Genomic DNA, 15,186 nt, shown 5'->3' with positions numbered 1-15,186 from the left:
GCGTCGGATTGTTCCATCAATTCAAGTGATGATATATTCAATTTCCCGATCAACCATAATGGATTTGTGTCTGACGTCTCAAGCGTCAGTTGATATTTCAGATGGGAAAAAAATATGCAATAAAACTCAAAGGATTTAACACGGCATCTAGGCCGGGGGGGCTTTTTTACTCCTCCAGTTCGCCTCAGGGTATGGATGCGTGACGCGGCACCTTGTAAAGGATGAAGACATCGATCTCGTCAGTTCCGATCATCCACAAGCGATTTCTTTCCTGGCGAACGAATTTAAGGTTAAAGCCATTCAGTCGCGATCGATACCGGAGGAGGCAGTTTTTGGCCGGCTCTATGATGCAGTCTTTGCGCTTTCATTCTTTTCCACATGCCGATAACAACTGGTCGCGATGGCTGGTTCGTCTGTTCAGCTTTGTGCGGCCTGGTGGCATTCCGATTTTCACAACTCACGGCTCGCGATCCATGCCTTTTCTTCAATGGAGACGCCACCGAGTGAATTTGGCTTTCGGTTTGCATTGAACAGTGAACAGGCCGACATCGCGGTTGAGGAATACGGCATGGTGGCCATGGATCTTGGGTTCGTGATCAAACTATCTCAAGACGCTTCCAATGCCGAGTTACTCCAAGATGAAGTGGACGCTTGGTGGGATCACCAAGACGTGTTTGTCGTTCGACGTCTGCCGGCAAGTCCGAGTGATCTTTTTTGCTGGGCAGGCCTGGTCCCGGCCGTCTCAGACGGCGTAGCCGCCATAACCGTGTGCGACCGGCTTGACCGAGACGGCCGGCTGGACCGCGGGCCAGAGGATGCCTGCCGTGACTGCAAAGGTGATCAGGGCATCGCGTGCGGCCTCGGTCGAGATTTCTCCGGCGCGCGCCGCCTCGCAAGCCCTCACGGCCGCGCCATAGCTCAGGCGCCGGCGTGACGGCGGAAATTCGGTCAGGAAATCATGCATCTCGAACAGCGAGGCGAGCATGCGTTTGTGGCCGGCGCCAACGCTAACGGCAACCGGGGTGAAGAACATCGCGTCGTGCATTCTGGCCTCTCTGGATGGGCGGAAGGGCGGCGGCCGCCGCCCTCCGATCGCGGGTTGGACGCCAGAAAACGCGGCTGGCGGCCCGAGGTTCCCTGAGAGATGCCATGACAGGACGATCTGCTCTTGAGGTCGCTCCCTGCCGGCATTCGCGGTTGCGGCTATTTCCACATGCCGCGCATGCGGGCGCCGAGGTCGACGCGGACTTCAGGTCTGTGGCGCGGATCGTCCTTGGCGTGGACGCTCGCCCAAGAGGTCTGCTCGAAGGCGCCGAGGATCGAGGCCGGGATGAAACGGGTTCGCGAGGCATAGACGTGACGGTCGCCGCGCGCTGCCTGGCCGTGGGTGAAGAAGCGCTGCGGCGTCACCAGATGCAGGCCGTCCTTGGCCCGCGTCATCGCGACGTAAAGCAGCCGGCGCTCCTCCTCGATGTCTTCCTTGGTGCCGACGCCGAGATCGGCCGGGATGCAGCCATCGACGGTGTTGAGCACGAAGACGTTCTTCCATTCCTGGCCCTTGGCCGAATGAATGGTCGACAGGATCAGATAGTCCTCGTCGCGGTGCGGCGGCCCGGCCTGGTCGCTGGTCGCATCCGGTGGATCCAGCGTCAGCTCGGTCAGGAAGCGCTCGCGCGAAGCATAGCCTGAACCGATCTGCTCGAGCTGCATGAGGTCGGCCCGCCGCGTCGTCGCATCCTCGTGCATGCGCTCGAGATGCGGCTCGTACCACAGCCTGACCTGTTCGAGATCGGCCGGCCATTTCCCCGACCGGGCGCGCAGGCCGGAATAAAGCGCAACGAAGGCTGGCCAGTCCTCAGCCGCGCGTTGCGGCGGCCGGTAGCGGGCCAGCCCCATTTCCTCATCGAGCGATGTCGCCATGGTCTCGACGATGGTGCTCGCCGCCGAAGGGCCGATGCCGGGCAGGAGCTGCAGCACGCGGAAGCCGGCGACGCGGTCGCGCGGGTTCTCGGCAAAACGCAGCACCGAAAGCACATCCTTGACATGGGCGGCGTCGAGGAATTTCAGCCCGCCGAACTTGACGAAGGGGATGTTGCGGCGCGTCAATTCGATCTCCAGCGGGCCGCTGTGGTGCGAGGCGCGAAACAGCACCGCCTGCGATTTCAGCACCGTGCCGGCCTCGCGCTCGGCAAGGATGGCCTGGCAGACATAGTTCGCCTGCTCCGCCTCGTCGCGCACGCTGACCAGTTTCGGCCTTTGCGAGGATTTGCGCTCCGACCAGAGCTTCTTGGTGAAGCGCTCCGATGCCTCCGAGATGACCGCATTGGCTGCCGCCAAAATGGTCTCGGTCGAGCGGTAGTTGCGCTCCAGCATGATGACATCGGCGGCTCGCGCGAATTGTTGCGGGAAATCGAGGATGTTGCGCACGTCCGCGGCGCGAAACGAATAGATCGACTGCGCGTCGTCGCCCACCACCGTCAGTCCGGCGCCGTCCGGCTTCAGCGCCGAAAGGATCGAGGCCTGCAGCCGGTTGGTGTCCTGGTATTCGTCGACCAGCACATAGTCGAAACGCGAGCCGAGATGCGCCGCGATCTCCGGCTCGGCGGCCATCTGCGCCCAGTAGAGCAGGAGGTCGTCGTAATCGAGCACGTTCTGCGCCTGCTTGGCTTCGACATATCGGGCGAACAGCGCCTTCAGTTGTTCGGTCCAGCCGGCACACCAGGGAAAGGCCGAACCCAGCACCTCGCCGAGCGGCGCTTGCGCGTTTACTGCGCGCGAATAAATCGCCAGGCAGGTGCCCTTGGTCGGAAACCGGCTTTCGGTCTTCGAGAATCCAAGCTCATGCCGGGCAAGATTCATCAGGTCGGCGGAATCCTCGCGGTCATGGATGGTAAAGGCGGGGTCGAGGCCGATCGTCAGCGCATAGTCACGCAGCAGCCTGGCGCCGATGCCGTGAAACGTGCCGGCCCAGGCCAGCGCATCGGCGATGACGGACGCGTCTCGGCCCAGCACCTCGCCGGCGATGCGTTCGACCCGCCTAGCCATTTCGGTGGCGGCGCGGCGCGAGAATGTCATAAGCAGAATGCGTCTGGGATCAGCCCCCTTGACGATCAGATGCGCAACCCTGTGGGCGAGCGTGTTGGTCTTGCCGGAGCCGGCGCCGGCGATCACCAGCAGCGGCCCGGCGATCTGGCCGTCGCCATGTTCGACGGCGAGCCGCTGCTCGGCGTTGAGCTTCGCCAGATAGGCGGGCTGCAAGGACGAATCATTGATGGCGATGGTCATCGCCTATCAAGCATCGTTTCCGCTTTGTTCGCAACGGGNCGGGCTGCAAGGACGAATCATTGATGGCGATGGTCATCGCCTATCAAGCATCGTTTCCGCTTTGTTCGCAACGGGCGGAAGTCGCCCTTACCGCCGTGGCGCGACACCCGTTGCCGCCGACTGGCGCCGCAAGGCGGCGCGTTCGTCGCCAGGCACCGGCAACGGATCGAAATTGTCGGGCACGTCCTTGATGATCTCCTTGGCGATGCGATAGGTCGCGTAAGCGAAAAGGCCGGTAATGAGCAGACGGATCATGGCGCGATCTCCTTTGGGCAACCAACCTCAGAGCCGCCGTTTGGTTCCAGCCGACGCGGCGTCGTTTGCGAGCGTGCAACCAAAGCCGAACCACCTCGTTGCCTTACGAAGGAGAGGGCAGACCTAGGAGGTCGCCATGAAGAGGCTTCTGATTCTGCTAGCCGCCAGCTTGGCGCTCGCCGCCTGCGACGGCGACATCCAGCCAACCAAAGCCCCGGTGCTCGATCAAACTCCGCAGACGGATTCGGCGCCAAAGCCGGCGGCCAGCGGCGATCAGCCGGCGCAATGATCGTTTTCCGGCGGGAGACGAGAAATGGCTTTCAGGAGAAGAAGGCCGGCGCCGCTTGGGAGGTGAGCTGATAGCGCCGGCCAGGCGGATATCAGGTCCGCCGCAACAACCGAAGATAGCTGAGTCTCTCGCCTGCGTCATGAGGTGGCAGTTTTCGTGCCGGTTCTGCTCGTGCCGTCTGCGCAAAACCAGCTGAAACGGCCGCAAATCCCGCAAGGCCGCGGAAAGAATCCGACCTCAGGCCATCGCCTGCCGCAGCACCGGGCCGCCGGCAATCCCGGCGTCCAACTGGCACTGCGTCAGCGCCGCCTCGGCCATTATCCACTGCTTGAACAGTTCCACCTTGCGCGTGTAGGGCGCGGTGACCGGGCAGACGAAATACCAGCCGGCGGTGTTGGGGTGATGCACGGCAAACGGCGCCACCAGCCGCTCTGCGCGGATCTCGCTCGCCATATAGGCGCGGTTGGCGACTGCAAAGCCCATGCCGGCATTGGCCGCCTCATAGGACATCATGCAGGAATCGAAATAGATGCTCTTGGTCTCGCCGAGCACGGAACTCGCGCCGGCAAAACCCAGCCACGACTGCCAGTTCTGCGTGCAGGTGTCGGAATGCAGCAGCGTGAAATGCCTGAGGTCGTCCGGCGTCACCTTTGACGGCGGCCTGTCGCCGAGAACTTCGTGGAACAGCTTCCTGCTGCACACCGGCGTCAAATCCTCCTTGAACAGCAGGTCCGCTTTGAGGTCGGGAAAGCTGCCGTCGCCATAGCGGATCTCGAGGTCGAACTCGGAGGTGGCGAACTCATTGGCGGCGTAGGAGGTCGAAACCCGCATTTCGATTTCGGGATATTGCCGCTGGAACAGCGGCAGGCGGGCAAACAGCCAGCGCGCCGCGAACGTCGGCAGCACCGAAATCTTCAGCACATGTGCCTGCGACTGTCCGGTCGCCTCCATGCTGGCCGCCACGATGCGCTCCAGCGCCTCGCGAACGCGCGACACATAGGTCTCGCCCTCGGGCGTCAGCGACACCGCATTGCCGCCGCGCTGGAAGATCTTGAAGCGCAGCTGTTCCTCGAGGCTTTTGACGCGCTGGCTGACGGCGGAAGCAGTAATAAACTGCTCTTCGCCGGCGCGCGTGAAGTTACGGTGCCGGGCGGCACTTTCGACAATCTTCAGCGAATTGAGGTTGACCTGACTGAGCAGACGCACGCGTTTCGACCTTAAGCTGGGCTTACACTAGCACCTGCATTCCTAATTTTACAGGGGTGGGGAAATTAATCGACAGTTTACCAAGTGATGCCCCCATCCTGGAGAAGTAGAATGAACGCCCATACCATACCTGAACTGCGCTACGCGATGAGCCGAGAAGCCATTATCGGTCATGAGACGGCCTGGAAAGTGTCCGGTTTCGGCGTTGCGCAGTATCTGCATGGCTACGACCCGGCGCTGCTGGCGGCGATCGAAGAGGCGGCGTTGAAGCTCAAGGCCAGCCACGCCGTGCACAAGCACCTCGACCTGACCTTCATCACCGGCGCCGATCGTTTCATCCCGGAGATCAAGGAGCTGCTGCATGACAAGCTGCGCCTGGAACGTCTGTCCGACATGATGGGCACCAAGCTTGAGCCCTATCCGCTGTCGATCGTCGGCTCGACCGTCACTTTCATGAATCCCAAGGACGGCGCCGTCGATTGGCATTGCGACGGTGTCCCGGTTACCGAACTCATTCCGCTGTCGATCAGCAATCCGCTGGTCGGCGGCCATCTCGAAATCTACTGCGACGATTCCGAGACCGGCCGCGCCATCCTTGAATCCGGCCGCGAGATTCCGCGCAACCAGGTCATGCGCATCGACCACAAGATGAACTACGCCACACTCGGCCAGTTTCTCGGTGTGCTGCACCGCACCGCGCCGATCCAGCTCGGCTCGCGCGTCACGCTGGTCCTCAACCAGCGCTCTGTGGCCAAGCCCTACGTCGACGACAATCGCATGTTCTATCTCGCAGCCGACAATGATCACGATCGCGAGTGGGTCAACGAGCTCGCCGAAGACGTCTGGACGAACCAGCTGCCGGCCTATCGGCGCTTCGAGGAAGAACGTCCCGTTGCGGCGGCGGCCGATGCGCCGGTCCCGGGCGGGTCAAGGGAATCCTGGTAGCCAGAGCATAGAAGTGGACGCCGGTTTGGCCGTCGGTAACATCATGGTCGGCGATAAGGACAAGGCACCGTCTCGGCGATTCCGGGATGGATCGGGCTCGCCATCGGCCATGGTCTTCGCCGCCGGCGCGGTCGCCCTGTGGTCGACCAACGCGCTGGTCGGCAAATCCCTGCTGGCCAGCCATCCAGTATCGCTCGTGCAGTTGCTGCAATTTTGTGGAGCGGCTCTGGTGTTCGCCGTCCTCCATCTGGCGAGCCGGAAGGGGGACACGCAAGACGCAGCCTTTGCCAAGGGTGCTGACGGCACCCTGGCGCCGGTCGCGGTCGGCTTTATTGGCCTGGTCGGCACCATGGTGCTGCAATACATCGCCTTTGCCTCCATGCCGGTGATCGAGGCCAATCTCGTCGCCTACACCTGGCCGCTGATGGTCGCGGCGGCGGTCATCGTGCTGGGCAAGCGGCAACGCCCCGTGCTGCTGGGTTTGACTGCCGTGCTCGGCTTTGTCGGCGTGGCGCTGGTGATCTCGGGTGGCCGCGGCCAGCCTTTTCTCCAGGGCAGCATCGTCGGCTATCTCGCTGCCTTCGGCTCGGCGCTGTGCATGGCCTTCTATTCGATTGCGGTCGCCCGCCTGGCCACACCGTCGGAGCGTTTGCTTTTGCCTTCGGCATTGGTCGGCGTCGGCCTGACCTTGCTGTGGTGTATTCACGACGGCGCAGCCTGGCCATCCAGCGAGCACCTCCTGCTTGGCCTCTATCTCGGCGCCGGTCCGATGGGGCTGGGATATTATTTCTGGTCGCGCGCCTTGAAGCTTGAAGGCGGCGGCAAGGTTGCGGTCATCGCCTATCTGACGCCGATCGCATCGACGCTGCTGCTGACACTTTCGGGCGAAAGGCTGACGCTTACCGCGATAGCCGGTGCGGTCCTCGTCATCGGCAGCTGTATTGCGGTGGGCATAGAACGCTCGGAGGCTGAACATGCTTGACGACGATGAACGCCTCGCCAGACAGGAAGCATTCTGGCTGCTCAAGGAGTTCGGCGCCGAGGCGCCGCTCTACGCCGCCATGAAGGCCGAAAAGGCGATAGAGCAAAAAGATTTCGGCCGGTGCGCCCGCTGGAAGCGCATTCTGGACATACTGGCCGACTCTAAACCTGCGGCGTCCGTGCAGTTGAAATCTGCTGGCGCGAAGTCGGCCGTTTCCAAGTATTAGATTTTCTAATTTGCAACGTTGCAACCTGTTGTGGAAACATCCTCCTGTTCCGATTCTTGATCGTTTATTGAGACTTTAGCGACCCGTTGGGGGGTGCAGCTAGGTCGATACATCAAGAGAAGTCTTAAAAAAAGCCGGCAACTTCATGACCGGCGGGAGAAACAGAATTGCACACCATCGACAGCAAGACCGCTATTGAACTGACTGCTGACATCGTCTCGGCCTATGTCGGCAACAATCCTCTCCCTGCGTCTGGCCTGCCGGATCTGATCGCCAGCGTCAGCGCATCGGTGCGCAAGCTGGGCAGCATTGCCGCCGTGGAAAGCCCCGCGCTGAACCCCGCTGTCAATCCGAAGCGGTCGGTGTTTCCCGATCACATCGTCTGTCTGGAAGATGGCAAGAAATTCAAGTCGCTGAAGCGCCACCTGATGACCGACCATGGTCTGAGCCCGGAGGAATATCGTGGCAAATGGGGCTTGCCGTCGGACTATCCGATGGTGGCGCCGAACTACTCCGCGACCCGTTCGGCACTGGCCAAGTCCTCGGGCCTCGGCCGCAAGCCGGCCGTTCCGGCCGCCGCGGCCAAGGTGACGAAGCGCAAACCCAAAGCCTGAACCAGGCAGCCTCTGAAAAGTCGGTCTGCTGTTTGCAATGGACGGCGCGCTTAAGGCGCGCCGTTTTCATGCCTTATGCCCCCGCCGGCGCCCAGGCCCTTGCGAAGCGCCGCCCTCCCGTGCAAAAGCCCCGGCATGCTTATCATCAACGATCTTTCGCTCCGCATGGCCGGACGCTTGCTTCTCGATCATGCCTCGCTGACCTTGCCGGCCGGCACAAAGGCCGGCCTCGTCGGCCGCAACGGCACCGGCAAGACGACGCTGTTCAAGGCCATCACCGGCGACTTTCCCTCCGAGACCGGCTCGATAAGCCTGCCCAAGAACACCCGCATCGGCCAGGTGGCGCAGGAAGCGCCCGGCACCGAGGAGCCGCTGATCGAGATCGTGCTCAAGGCCGATCTCGAGCGCACCGCATTGCTCGAGGAGGAAAAGACCGCCACCGACGCGCACCGCATTGCCGACATCCATATGCGGCTGGCGGATATCGATGCGCATTCGGCGGAATCCCGCGCGGCCACCATCCTCGCCGGCCTTGGCTTCGACGACGCCGCGCAGCGCCGCCCGGCCTCGTCCTTCTCCGGCGGCTGGCGCATGCGTGTGGCGCTCGCCGCGGTGCTGTTTGCCGAGCCCGACCTTCTGCTGCTCGACGAGCCGACCAACTATCTCGATCTCGAAGGCACGCTTTGGTTGGAAAACTACGTGTCGAAATATCCGCACACCGTGCTTCTGATCTCGCACGATCGCGACCTGCTCAACCGCGCCGTCAATTCCATCGTTCATCTCGACCAGAAGAAGCTGACCTTCTGGCGCGGCGGCTACGACCAGTTCGAGCGCCAGTACACCGAGCAGAAGGAATTGCAGGAGAAGGGCCGCGTCAAGCAGGAAGCCGCGCGCAAACACATGGAGTCCTTCGTCGAACGCTTCCGCGCCAAGGCTTCGAAGGCGAGACAGGCGCAGTCGCGCATCAAGGCGCTGGAGAAGATGAAGCCGATTGCCGCGATCGTGAACGACACGGTGCGGCCGTTCTCTTTCCCCGAACCGGTGAAAACGGTGGCGTCGCCGATCATTGCCTTGAACAACGTCAATGTCGGCTACACCGAGGGCCAGCCGATCCTCAAGAAGATGACGTTGCGCATCGATGCCGACGACCGCATCGCCCTGCTCGGCGCCAACGGCAACGGCAAGTCGACCTTCGCCAAGCTTCTGTCGGGCCGGTTGAAGCAGGAGAGCGGCACCATGACGGTGGCGCCGGGCCTGAAAGTGGCGATCTTCGCCCAGCACCAACTCGACGACCTACGCCCGGATGAAAACGCCTATGAGCATGTCCGCCGGCTGATGCCGGAAGCGCCGGAATCCAAGGTGCGCGGCCGCGTCGCCCAGTTCGGTCTGACCACCGAAAAGATGAACACCGCCGCCAAGGACCTGTCCGGCGGCGAGAAGGCGCGCCTGCTCATGGGCCTGTCGGCCTTCGAGGGTCCAAACCTGTTCATCCTCGACGAACCGACCAACCATTTGGACATCGACAGCCGCGAGTCCTTGATCCATGCGCTGAACGAGTTTCCCGGCGCCGTCATCCTGATCTCGCATGACCGGCATCTGCTGGAAGCGACCGCCGACCGCCTGTGGCTGGTCAAGGATGGTGCGGTCAACCCGTATGACGGCGACCTAGAGGACTACAAGACGCTCGTCACCGGCGTGTCCGGCGATCGACGCGGCAAGCGCGAGGCCGAGAAGGCATCAAAGGCCGATCGCCGCCGCGATGCCGCGGCGCGCCGCGCCGCCTTCGAGCCGCTGGCCAAGGAAATCCGCGCCACCGAAGCGCTGATGGACCGCATCCGCAAACGCATCGACCTGATCGAGGATGAACTCGCCAATCCGGCGGTGTACGAAAAGGATCCGTCGACCGCGACCCGGCTCGCCAAGGAGCGCTCGCAGCTGGCACAGCAGTTGGCTGGCCACGAGGAAAAGTGGCTGACCATGTCGGCCGAGTACGAGGAAGGCACGGCGGAGTGATTTACCCTCCCCCTTGTGGGGAGGGTCGATCCGCGAAGCGGAGCGGGGTGGGGGTCCGCGCCGCACCCCGTCGCTGCGCGCCGACCCTCCCCATCAAGGGGAGGGTAAGATCTGGCCCTACACGCCGCCCGCGAAACCCGCTAAAAACGCCGCATGAACCAGCACGCCAAGGTCAGAATCGGCCACTCCGCCTGTCCGCATGATTGCCCTTCGACCTGCGCGCTCGAGGTCGAACTGCTCGATGGCAACCGCATCGGCCGTGTCCATGGCGCCAAGTCCAATACGTATACGGCTGGTGTGGTCTGCGCCAAGGTCGCGCGCTATGCCGACCGTGTCCACCATCCCGACCGGCTGCTGAAGCCGCTTGTTCGCGCCGACGCCAAGGGCGCCGGCATCTGGAAAGAATCCAGCTGGGAAGCGGCACTCGACCTCGTCGCCGAGAAATTCATCGCGGCCGAGGAAAAATACGGCTCCGAGACCGTCTGGCCTTATTTCTATGCCGGCACGATGGGGCTGGTGCAGCGCGACGGCATCGACCGGCTGCGCCATGCGAAAAAATACTCCGGCTTCTTCGGCTCGATCTGCACCAATCTGGCCTGGACCGGCTGGATGATGGGAGCGGGCGCCTTGCGTGGTCCCGATCCGCGCGAGATGGCGAAGTCCGACTGCGTGGTGATCTGGGGCACCAATGCCGTGGTCACGCAGGTCAATGTCATGACCCACGCCATCAAGGCGCGGAAGGAGCGTGGCGCCAGGATCGTCGTCATCGATGTCTACGAGAACGCGACGATGAAGCAGGCCGATATAGGCCTTGTGCTGAAGCCCGGCACCGATGGCGCGCTGGCCTGCGCGGTCATGCATGTGCTGTTCAGGGAAGGCATGGCCGACCGCGCCTATCTCGAAAGATACACCGACGATCCGAAGGGGCTGGAAGCGCATCTGGAGACGCGCACGCCGGAATGGGCTTCCGCCATCACCGGTCTTGCCGTCACCGAGATCGAGGCTTTCGCACGCCTCGTCGGCACGACGAGGAAAACCTATTTCCGCCTCGGCTATGGCTTTGCCCGCCAGCGCAATGGCTCGGTCAACATGCACGCGGCATCCTGCATCGCCGCCGTCACCGGCGCCTGGCAATATGAGGGTGGCGGTGCCTTCCATTCCAATTCCGGCATCTTCAAGCTCAACCAGGATGTGCTGGAAGGCGCCGCGATGCGCGATCCCAATATTCGCCATCTCGACCAGTCGCGTATCGGCCCGGTGCTGACCGGTGCAGCGGACGCGCTTTACGGTGGCCCGCCGGTGACGGCGATGCTGATCCAGAACACCAACCCGGTGAATGTCGCGCCCGAGCAGCGGCTGGTGAAGCAGGGTTTCCTGCGTGACGACCTGTTCACCTGCGTGCACGAGCAGTTCATGACCGACACGGCAAAGCTCGCCGATGTCGTTTTGCCGGCAACGATGTTTCTCGAGCATGACGACGTCTACAAGGGCGGTGGCAACCAGCACATCACGCTCGGCCCCAAGCTGATCGAACCGCCGGAAGGGCCGCGCACCAACCATTTCGTCATCGAGCAATTGGCGCAGCGTCTCGGCGTCGCAGACCGGCCGGGCTTTGGCCTGACCGAGCAGCAGCATATCGACATCATCCTCGGCAAGCGCGGGCTGGGCTCCTTCGCCAGCCTCAAGGAAGACAAATGGGTCGACCTGCAGCCGGATTTCGAGGCGGCGCATTTCATCGATGGTTTCGGCCATGCCGACAAGAAATTTCACTTCCGCGCCAATTGGAGCGGGCAGGCGGCGCCCAACCGGCCGCCGAAAATCATGGGCCTGTTCGGGCCGGTGGCGGAGCTCCCGGAATTCCCCGACCATGTCGACCTGATCGAGGTCGCGGATGCGGAGCATCCGTTCCGGCTCGCCACATCGCCGGCGCGCAACTTTCTCAATTCGACATTCGCCGAGACACCTGTGTCGAGAGCCAAGGAAGGCCGGCCGGAACTCCTGGTGCACCCGGACGATGCCGCCGCGCTTGGATTGGGCGACGGCGACCGTATCGAGGTCGGCAACCGGCGTGGCGAGGTGGTGCTGCACGCAAAGCTGTTCGAAGGCCTCAAGCGCGGCGTGGTGATCGGCGAGGGCATCTGGCCAAACAGCGCCCATGAGCGTGGCGAAGGCATCAATGTGCTCACCGGCGCCGATGCGCCGGCACCTTATGGCGGCGCTGCCTTTCACGACAACAAGGTCTGGCTGCGGCCGGCGGGCTAAAGCAATTCCAGGAAAAGTGTGAGCGGTTTTCCGTCCGGAATTGCGTAAAAGAGACTGGCTATCCCGGCAGAGGCACCATCAGCCCCACCTTGACACGGTCCATGGCAACGAAGGTGCGGAATTTTCGGACATTCTTGCTGTCGAAGAACAGTCTGCGCGTCAGGGCCTCATAGGCCCCCATGTCGGCCGCGGTGATGACTAGGATGAAGTCGGCCTCGCCGGTGACGTAGTAGCATTGCTGCACTTCGGGCTCTGCCGAGAATTGCCGCTTGGCCGCGTCGATCAGGTCCGAGCGTTCGCTCTCCAGTTCGACCTCGACGAAAATGGTGATGGGCTGGCCGACCACAACGGGGTTGATGACAGCGACGTTGCCGGCAATGACGCCGGACTGTTCCATGCGCTTGATGCGCCGCTGCACCGCCGGCGCCGACAGGTTGACGGCTTCGCCGATCAGCCGCTGCGGCGTCGTGTTGTCCCGCTGCAGGATGGCAAGGATGGCGAGGTCGAAACTGTCGAGCGAAGGCGATCGAGGCAAAGCGCTATCCTGGCGAAACAAACTTGCATTTCGAAGCGCCAATAACAGCGCTATTTGCGCCTCGGCTGCAATATGATTTCGTCACACCTAAAGGAGGCCGCCCGTGTTCCTGCTCAACAGCAATGCCTTGCACCGCCGGCCGCTCGATCCGGTCGATGCCGAAACGCTGGGGAATGCCGGCGCCGATACGGTCGAGCGCTTTCTGGCCCATTGCGACAATCACCTGCCAACGCCCTTGCATGCATTGCCGACGCTGGCCGGCGAACTCGGCCTCGGCGCCGTCCACATCAAGGATGAAGGCTTTCGCCTCGGTCTCGGCAGCTTCAAGGCGCTCGGCGGCGCCTATGCCGTTTTTCGACTGGTGCTGGAGGAGGCGAGCCGATCGCTTGGTCGGCCCGTTGACGTGGCCGATCTCAACCGGTTCGACGTCCGGGCGGTCGCTGCCGGGATGACGGTTGCCTGCGCCACCGACGGCAATCACGGCCGCTCGGTCGCGCAAGGTGCACAGTTGGTTGGCGCGAAAGCGGCAATCTTCGTTCACGCCGGCGTCAGCGAGGCGCGCATTGCAGCAATAGCCCGCTATGGCGCCGAGATGATCCGCGTCGACGGCAATTATGACGACTCGGTCAGGCAGGCCGCCGAGGTTTCAGCTGAGCAAGGCTGGACCGTGGTGTCCGACACCTCCTGGCCGGGCTACGAGCGCATCCCCGGTCTGGTCATGCAGGGCTATTCGACGATCGTGCGTGAAGCATTGGGCCAGTTGCCGCAGCCGCCGACCCATGTCTTCGTGCAGGCCGGTGTCGGCGGCATTGCCGCCGCCCTGGCCGGCCATCTCGCCATCGTGCTCGGTCACGCCAGGCCGACCTTCATCGTCGTCGAGCCGGCCCGCGCCGCCTGCGTTGTCGCAGCCGCCCGGGTGGGCCACGTGGTCAAGGTCGCACACGATCAGCCGACGGTGATGGCGATGCTCGAATGCTACGAGGCCTCGCAAGTTGCCTGGCGCGTTCTGGCGCGGGTTGCCGATGCCTTCATGACGGTGGATGAGGAGGAGGCGGTCGCGGTGATGCGGCGGCTGGCACGGCCGGCTGGCAATGATCCAGTGATCGTCGCCGGCGAAAGCGGCGGCGTCGGTCTGGCCGGGCTGATCCGGGCGGTGGCCGACCACAAGGCCGCGCTCGGGCTCGACGACAAATCCCGCGTGCTGCTGATCAACACCGAAGGCGCCACAGACCCGCATCGCTATACCGAGCTGGTCGGGCAGAGCCCCGCCGATGTGCTGGCCGGCAAGCTGAAGGCCGAGGCATAGCCATGATCGGGATCGATGCACAGCGTCTGCTTGGCCGCATCCGGGAACTCGGCGCGGTTGGCCGCGACAGTGAGGATAGGCTGATCCGGCTCGCCGTCTCCGACACAGACAGACAGGGCCGTGACCTCTTTGTCGGCTGGCTCGGGCAGGCCAGGCTGGAAGTCGCCATCGACCGGGTCGGCAATATTTTCGGCATCTGGCAATGCCCCGACAATGCCGGGCAGGCGCCACTGCTCATCGGTTCGCATATCGACACCGTCATCGATGCCGGCATCTATGATGGCTGCTACGGCGTGCTGGCCGGGCTGGAGGTGATCGAGACGCTGCAGGCTTGGGGCTTTTCGCCGTCACGCCCGGTCGCGGTCGCCGCTTTCACCAATGAGGAAGGTGTGCGCTACACGCCTGATATGATGGGCTCGCTATGCCATGCCGGTGGCGTCAGCGCCGAGGCCGTGCTGGCCGCCATCGGCACGGATGGCAGCGTGCTCGGCCAGGAGCTCGCCCGCATCGGCTATGCCGGCGACCGCGAACCCGGCTTCCTCAAGCCGCATGCCTATCTCGAACTTCATATCGAGCAGGGGCCGGTGCTGGAGCGTGAAGGCGTGCCGATCGGCGCGGTCGAGAATCTGCAAGGCATTTCCTGGCAGCGCATCACCATCGACGGCGCCGCCAACCATGCCGGCACCACGCCGATGTCGATGCGCAGCGACGCCGGCCACGCCGCCGCCCGCATCATCACCTTCCTGCACGACCGGGCGAAAGCTTCAAATGGGCCAACCGTGGTCACTGTAGGCACGATGCGCTTCGAACCCAATGCCATCAACGTCATTCCCTCGCGCGCTATCTTCACCGTCGATCTGCGCGATCCCGACGAACAGCGCCTGCAGGCGCATGAGGCGGCCCTTGCGGCTTATCTCGAGGAGCTTGCTGCAGCCGAGAGCCTGTCGATTTCGGCAGAGCAACTGGCCCGTTTCGAACCGGTGCTGTTCGACATCGGCATCGTCGAGCGGATCGAGGCGGCCGCGAAGAACCGCGGTCTCGGCGTCAGGCGCATGACATCGGGCGCCGGCCATGACGCGCAGATGATGGCCCGCCTCGCGCCGGCGGCAATGATCTTCGTGCCGAGCGCCGGTGGCATCAGCCACAATCCGCGCGAACACACTGAAGATGCCGAGCTTGTCGCCGGCGCCAACATCCTGCTTGATGTCGCCAGTGAGCTTGCAAAATAG

General features: G+C 63.1%; 14 protein-coding genes. 9 read left to right on the top strand and 5 right to left on the bottom strand.

Features of this window, described 5'->3' with window-relative positions; genetic code table 11:
* Positions 1 to 742: 742 nt before the first annotated feature.
* The 3 genes from X757_RS141730 to X757_RS1000000168645 all read right to left on the bottom strand — a co-directional run bounded on the left by X757_RS141730 (position 743) and on the right by X757_RS1000000168645 (position 3,579).
* Positions 743 to 1,045, bottom strand: coding sequence for a DUF982 domain-containing protein (locus tag X757_RS141730; protein WP_023670262.1), 303 nt, complete (start codon positions 1,043 to 1,045; stop codon positions 743 to 745).
* A gap of 158 nt (positions 1,046 to 1,203) precedes the next feature.
* Positions 1,204 to 3,285: an ATP-dependent helicase gene (locus tag X757_RS141735; protein WP_023727326.1), complete on the bottom strand. Its 2,082-nt coding sequence runs from the start codon at positions 3,283 to 3,285 to the stop codon at positions 1,204 to 1,206.
* 126 nt (positions 3,286 to 3,411) lie between these two features.
* Complete coding sequence (locus X757_RS1000000168645; RefSeq protein ID WP_023684745.1) at positions 3,412 to 3,579, bottom strand: hypothetical protein; 168 nt, start codon at positions 3,577 to 3,579, stop codon at positions 3,412 to 3,414.
* Positions 3,580 to 3,715: 136 nt separating this feature from the next.
* On the opposite strand from X757_RS1000000168645, the gene X757_RS1000000168640 reads away from it, so the two are divergent.
* Positions 3,716 to 3,868, top strand: coding sequence for a hypothetical protein (locus X757_RS1000000168640; protein ID WP_023693936.1), 153 nt, complete (start codon positions 3,716 to 3,718; stop codon positions 3,866 to 3,868).
* A 237-nt stretch (positions 3,869 to 4,105) separates the two neighbouring features.
* On the opposite strand, the gene X757_RS141740 is transcribed toward X757_RS1000000168640, so the two are convergent.
* The gene (locus X757_RS141740; protein WP_023727325.1) at positions 4,106 to 5,074 is read right to left on the bottom strand and encodes a LysR substrate-binding domain-containing protein; all 969 of its coding nucleotides are present in this window, start codon (positions 5,072 to 5,074) and stop codon (positions 4,106 to 4,108) included.
* Positions 5,075 to 5,185: 111 nt separating this feature from the next.
* Between X757_RS141740 and X757_RS1000000168635 the strand changes: the two genes are divergently transcribed.
* The 6 genes from X757_RS1000000168635 (at position 5,186) to X757_RS141770 (ending at position 12,116) form a co-directional block, all read left to right on the top strand.
* Positions 5,186 to 6,019, top strand: a complete 834-nt coding sequence (locus X757_RS1000000168635; RefSeq protein ID WP_023670267.1) for a hypothetical protein — start codon at positions 5,186 to 5,188, stop codon at positions 6,017 to 6,019.
* Positions 6,020 to 6,062: 43 nt separating this feature from the next.
* Positions 6,063 to 7,001 carry a DMT family transporter gene (locus X757_RS141750; protein ID WP_023727324.1) on the top strand — a complete coding sequence of 313 codons (939 nt, stop codon included), beginning with the start codon at positions 6,063 to 6,065 and terminating at the stop codon, positions 6,999 to 7,001.
* Positions 6,994 to 7,227, top strand: coding sequence for a hypothetical protein (locus X757_RS141755; RefSeq protein ID WP_023684750.1), 234 nt, complete (start codon positions 6,994 to 6,996; stop codon positions 7,225 to 7,227). Before X757_RS141750 ends, X757_RS141755 begins: the two co-directional genes overlap by 8 nt.
* A 167-nt stretch (positions 7,228 to 7,394) precedes the next feature.
* The gene (locus X757_RS141760; RefSeq protein ID WP_023670270.1) at positions 7,395 to 7,841 is read left to right on the top strand and encodes a MucR family transcriptional regulator; all 447 of its coding nucleotides are present in this window, start codon (positions 7,395 to 7,397) and stop codon (positions 7,839 to 7,841) included.
* Positions 7,842 to 7,976: 135 nt separating this feature from the next.
* A complete protein-coding gene (locus X757_RS141765) occupies positions 7,977 to 9,854 on the top strand; it encodes an ABC-F family ATP-binding cassette domain-containing protein (protein ID WP_023705325.1) in 1,878 nt (625 codons plus the stop codon).
* Positions 9,855 to 10,007: 153 nt separating this feature from the next.
* Positions 10,008 to 12,116, top strand: a complete 2,109-nt coding sequence (locus tag X757_RS141770) for a molybdopterin-dependent oxidoreductase (protein WP_023711902.1) — start codon at positions 10,008 to 10,010, stop codon at positions 12,114 to 12,116.
* A 58-nt stretch (positions 12,117 to 12,174) separates the two neighbouring features.
* On the opposite strand, the gene X757_RS141775 is transcribed toward X757_RS141770, so the two are convergent.
* The gene (locus tag X757_RS141775; RefSeq protein WP_023727323.1) at positions 12,175 to 12,651 is read right to left on the bottom strand and encodes an Lrp/AsnC family transcriptional regulator; all 477 of its coding nucleotides are present in this window, start codon (positions 12,649 to 12,651) and stop codon (positions 12,175 to 12,177) included.
* Positions 12,652 to 12,754: 103 nt separating this feature from the next.
* On the opposite strand from X757_RS141775, the gene X757_RS141780 reads away from it, so the two are divergent.
* Both X757_RS141780 and X757_RS141785 read left to right on the top strand, forming a co-directional pair.
* On the top strand, positions 12,755 to 13,957 hold the full coding sequence (locus X757_RS141780) for a diaminopropionate ammonia-lyase (protein ID WP_023727322.1): 1,203 nt from the start codon (positions 12,755 to 12,757) through the stop codon (positions 13,955 to 13,957).
* A 2-nt stretch (positions 13,958 to 13,959) separates the two neighbouring features.
* Positions 13,960 to 15,186, top strand: coding sequence for a Zn-dependent hydrolase (locus X757_RS141785; protein WP_031251528.1), 1,227 nt, complete (start codon positions 13,960 to 13,962; stop codon positions 15,184 to 15,186).

It is taken from the genome of Mesorhizobium sp. LSHC412B00, from assembly GCF_000503035.1.
Classification (GTDB): Bacteria; Pseudomonadota; Alphaproteobacteria; order Rhizobiales; family Rhizobiaceae; genus Mesorhizobium.
Note: the sequence above shows the minus strand (reverse complement) of the source record. Positions and strands in the feature narration are given on the sequence as shown.

What these genes read in the sequence shown, in the direction of transcription:
- X757_RS141755 (WP_023684750.1), top strand. Translation starts at nt 6,994, where the DNA reads ATGCTTGACGACGATGAACGCCTCGCCAGACAGGAAGCATTCTGGCTG.
- X757_RS1000000168640 (WP_023693936.1), top strand. Translation starts at nt 3,716, where the DNA reads ATGAAGAGGCTTCTGATTCTGCTAGCCGCCAGCTTGGCGCTCGCCGCC.
- X757_RS141785 (WP_031251528.1), top strand. Translation starts at nt 13,960, where the DNA reads ATGATCGGGATCGATGCACAGCGTCTGCTTGGCCGCATCCGGGAACTC.
- X757_RS1000000168645 (WP_023684745.1), bottom strand. Translation starts at nt 3,579, where the DNA reads ATGATCCGTCTGCTCATTACCGGCCTTTTCGCTTACGCGACCTATCGC.
- X757_RS141770 (WP_023711902.1), top strand. Translation starts at nt 10,008, where the DNA reads ATGAACCAGCACGCCAAGGTCAGAATCGGCCACTCCGCCTGTCCGCAT.
- X757_RS141765 (WP_023705325.1), top strand. Translation starts at nt 7,977, where the DNA reads ATGCTTATCATCAACGATCTTTCGCTCCGCATGGCCGGACGCTTGCTT.
- X757_RS141735 (WP_023727326.1), bottom strand. Translation starts at nt 3,285, where the DNA reads ATGACCATCGCCATCAATGATTCGTCCTTGCAGCCCGCCTATCTGGCG.
- X757_RS1000000168635 (WP_023670267.1), top strand. Translation starts at nt 5,186, where the DNA reads ATGAACGCCCATACCATACCTGAACTGCGCTACGCGATGAGCCGAGAA.
- X757_RS141750 (WP_023727324.1), top strand. Translation starts at nt 6,063, where the DNA reads ATGGTCGGCGATAAGGACAAGGCACCGTCTCGGCGATTCCGGGATGGA.
- X757_RS141730 (WP_023670262.1), bottom strand. Translation starts at nt 1,045, where the DNA reads ATGCACGACGCGATGTTCTTCACCCCGGTTGCCGTTAGCGTTGGCGCC.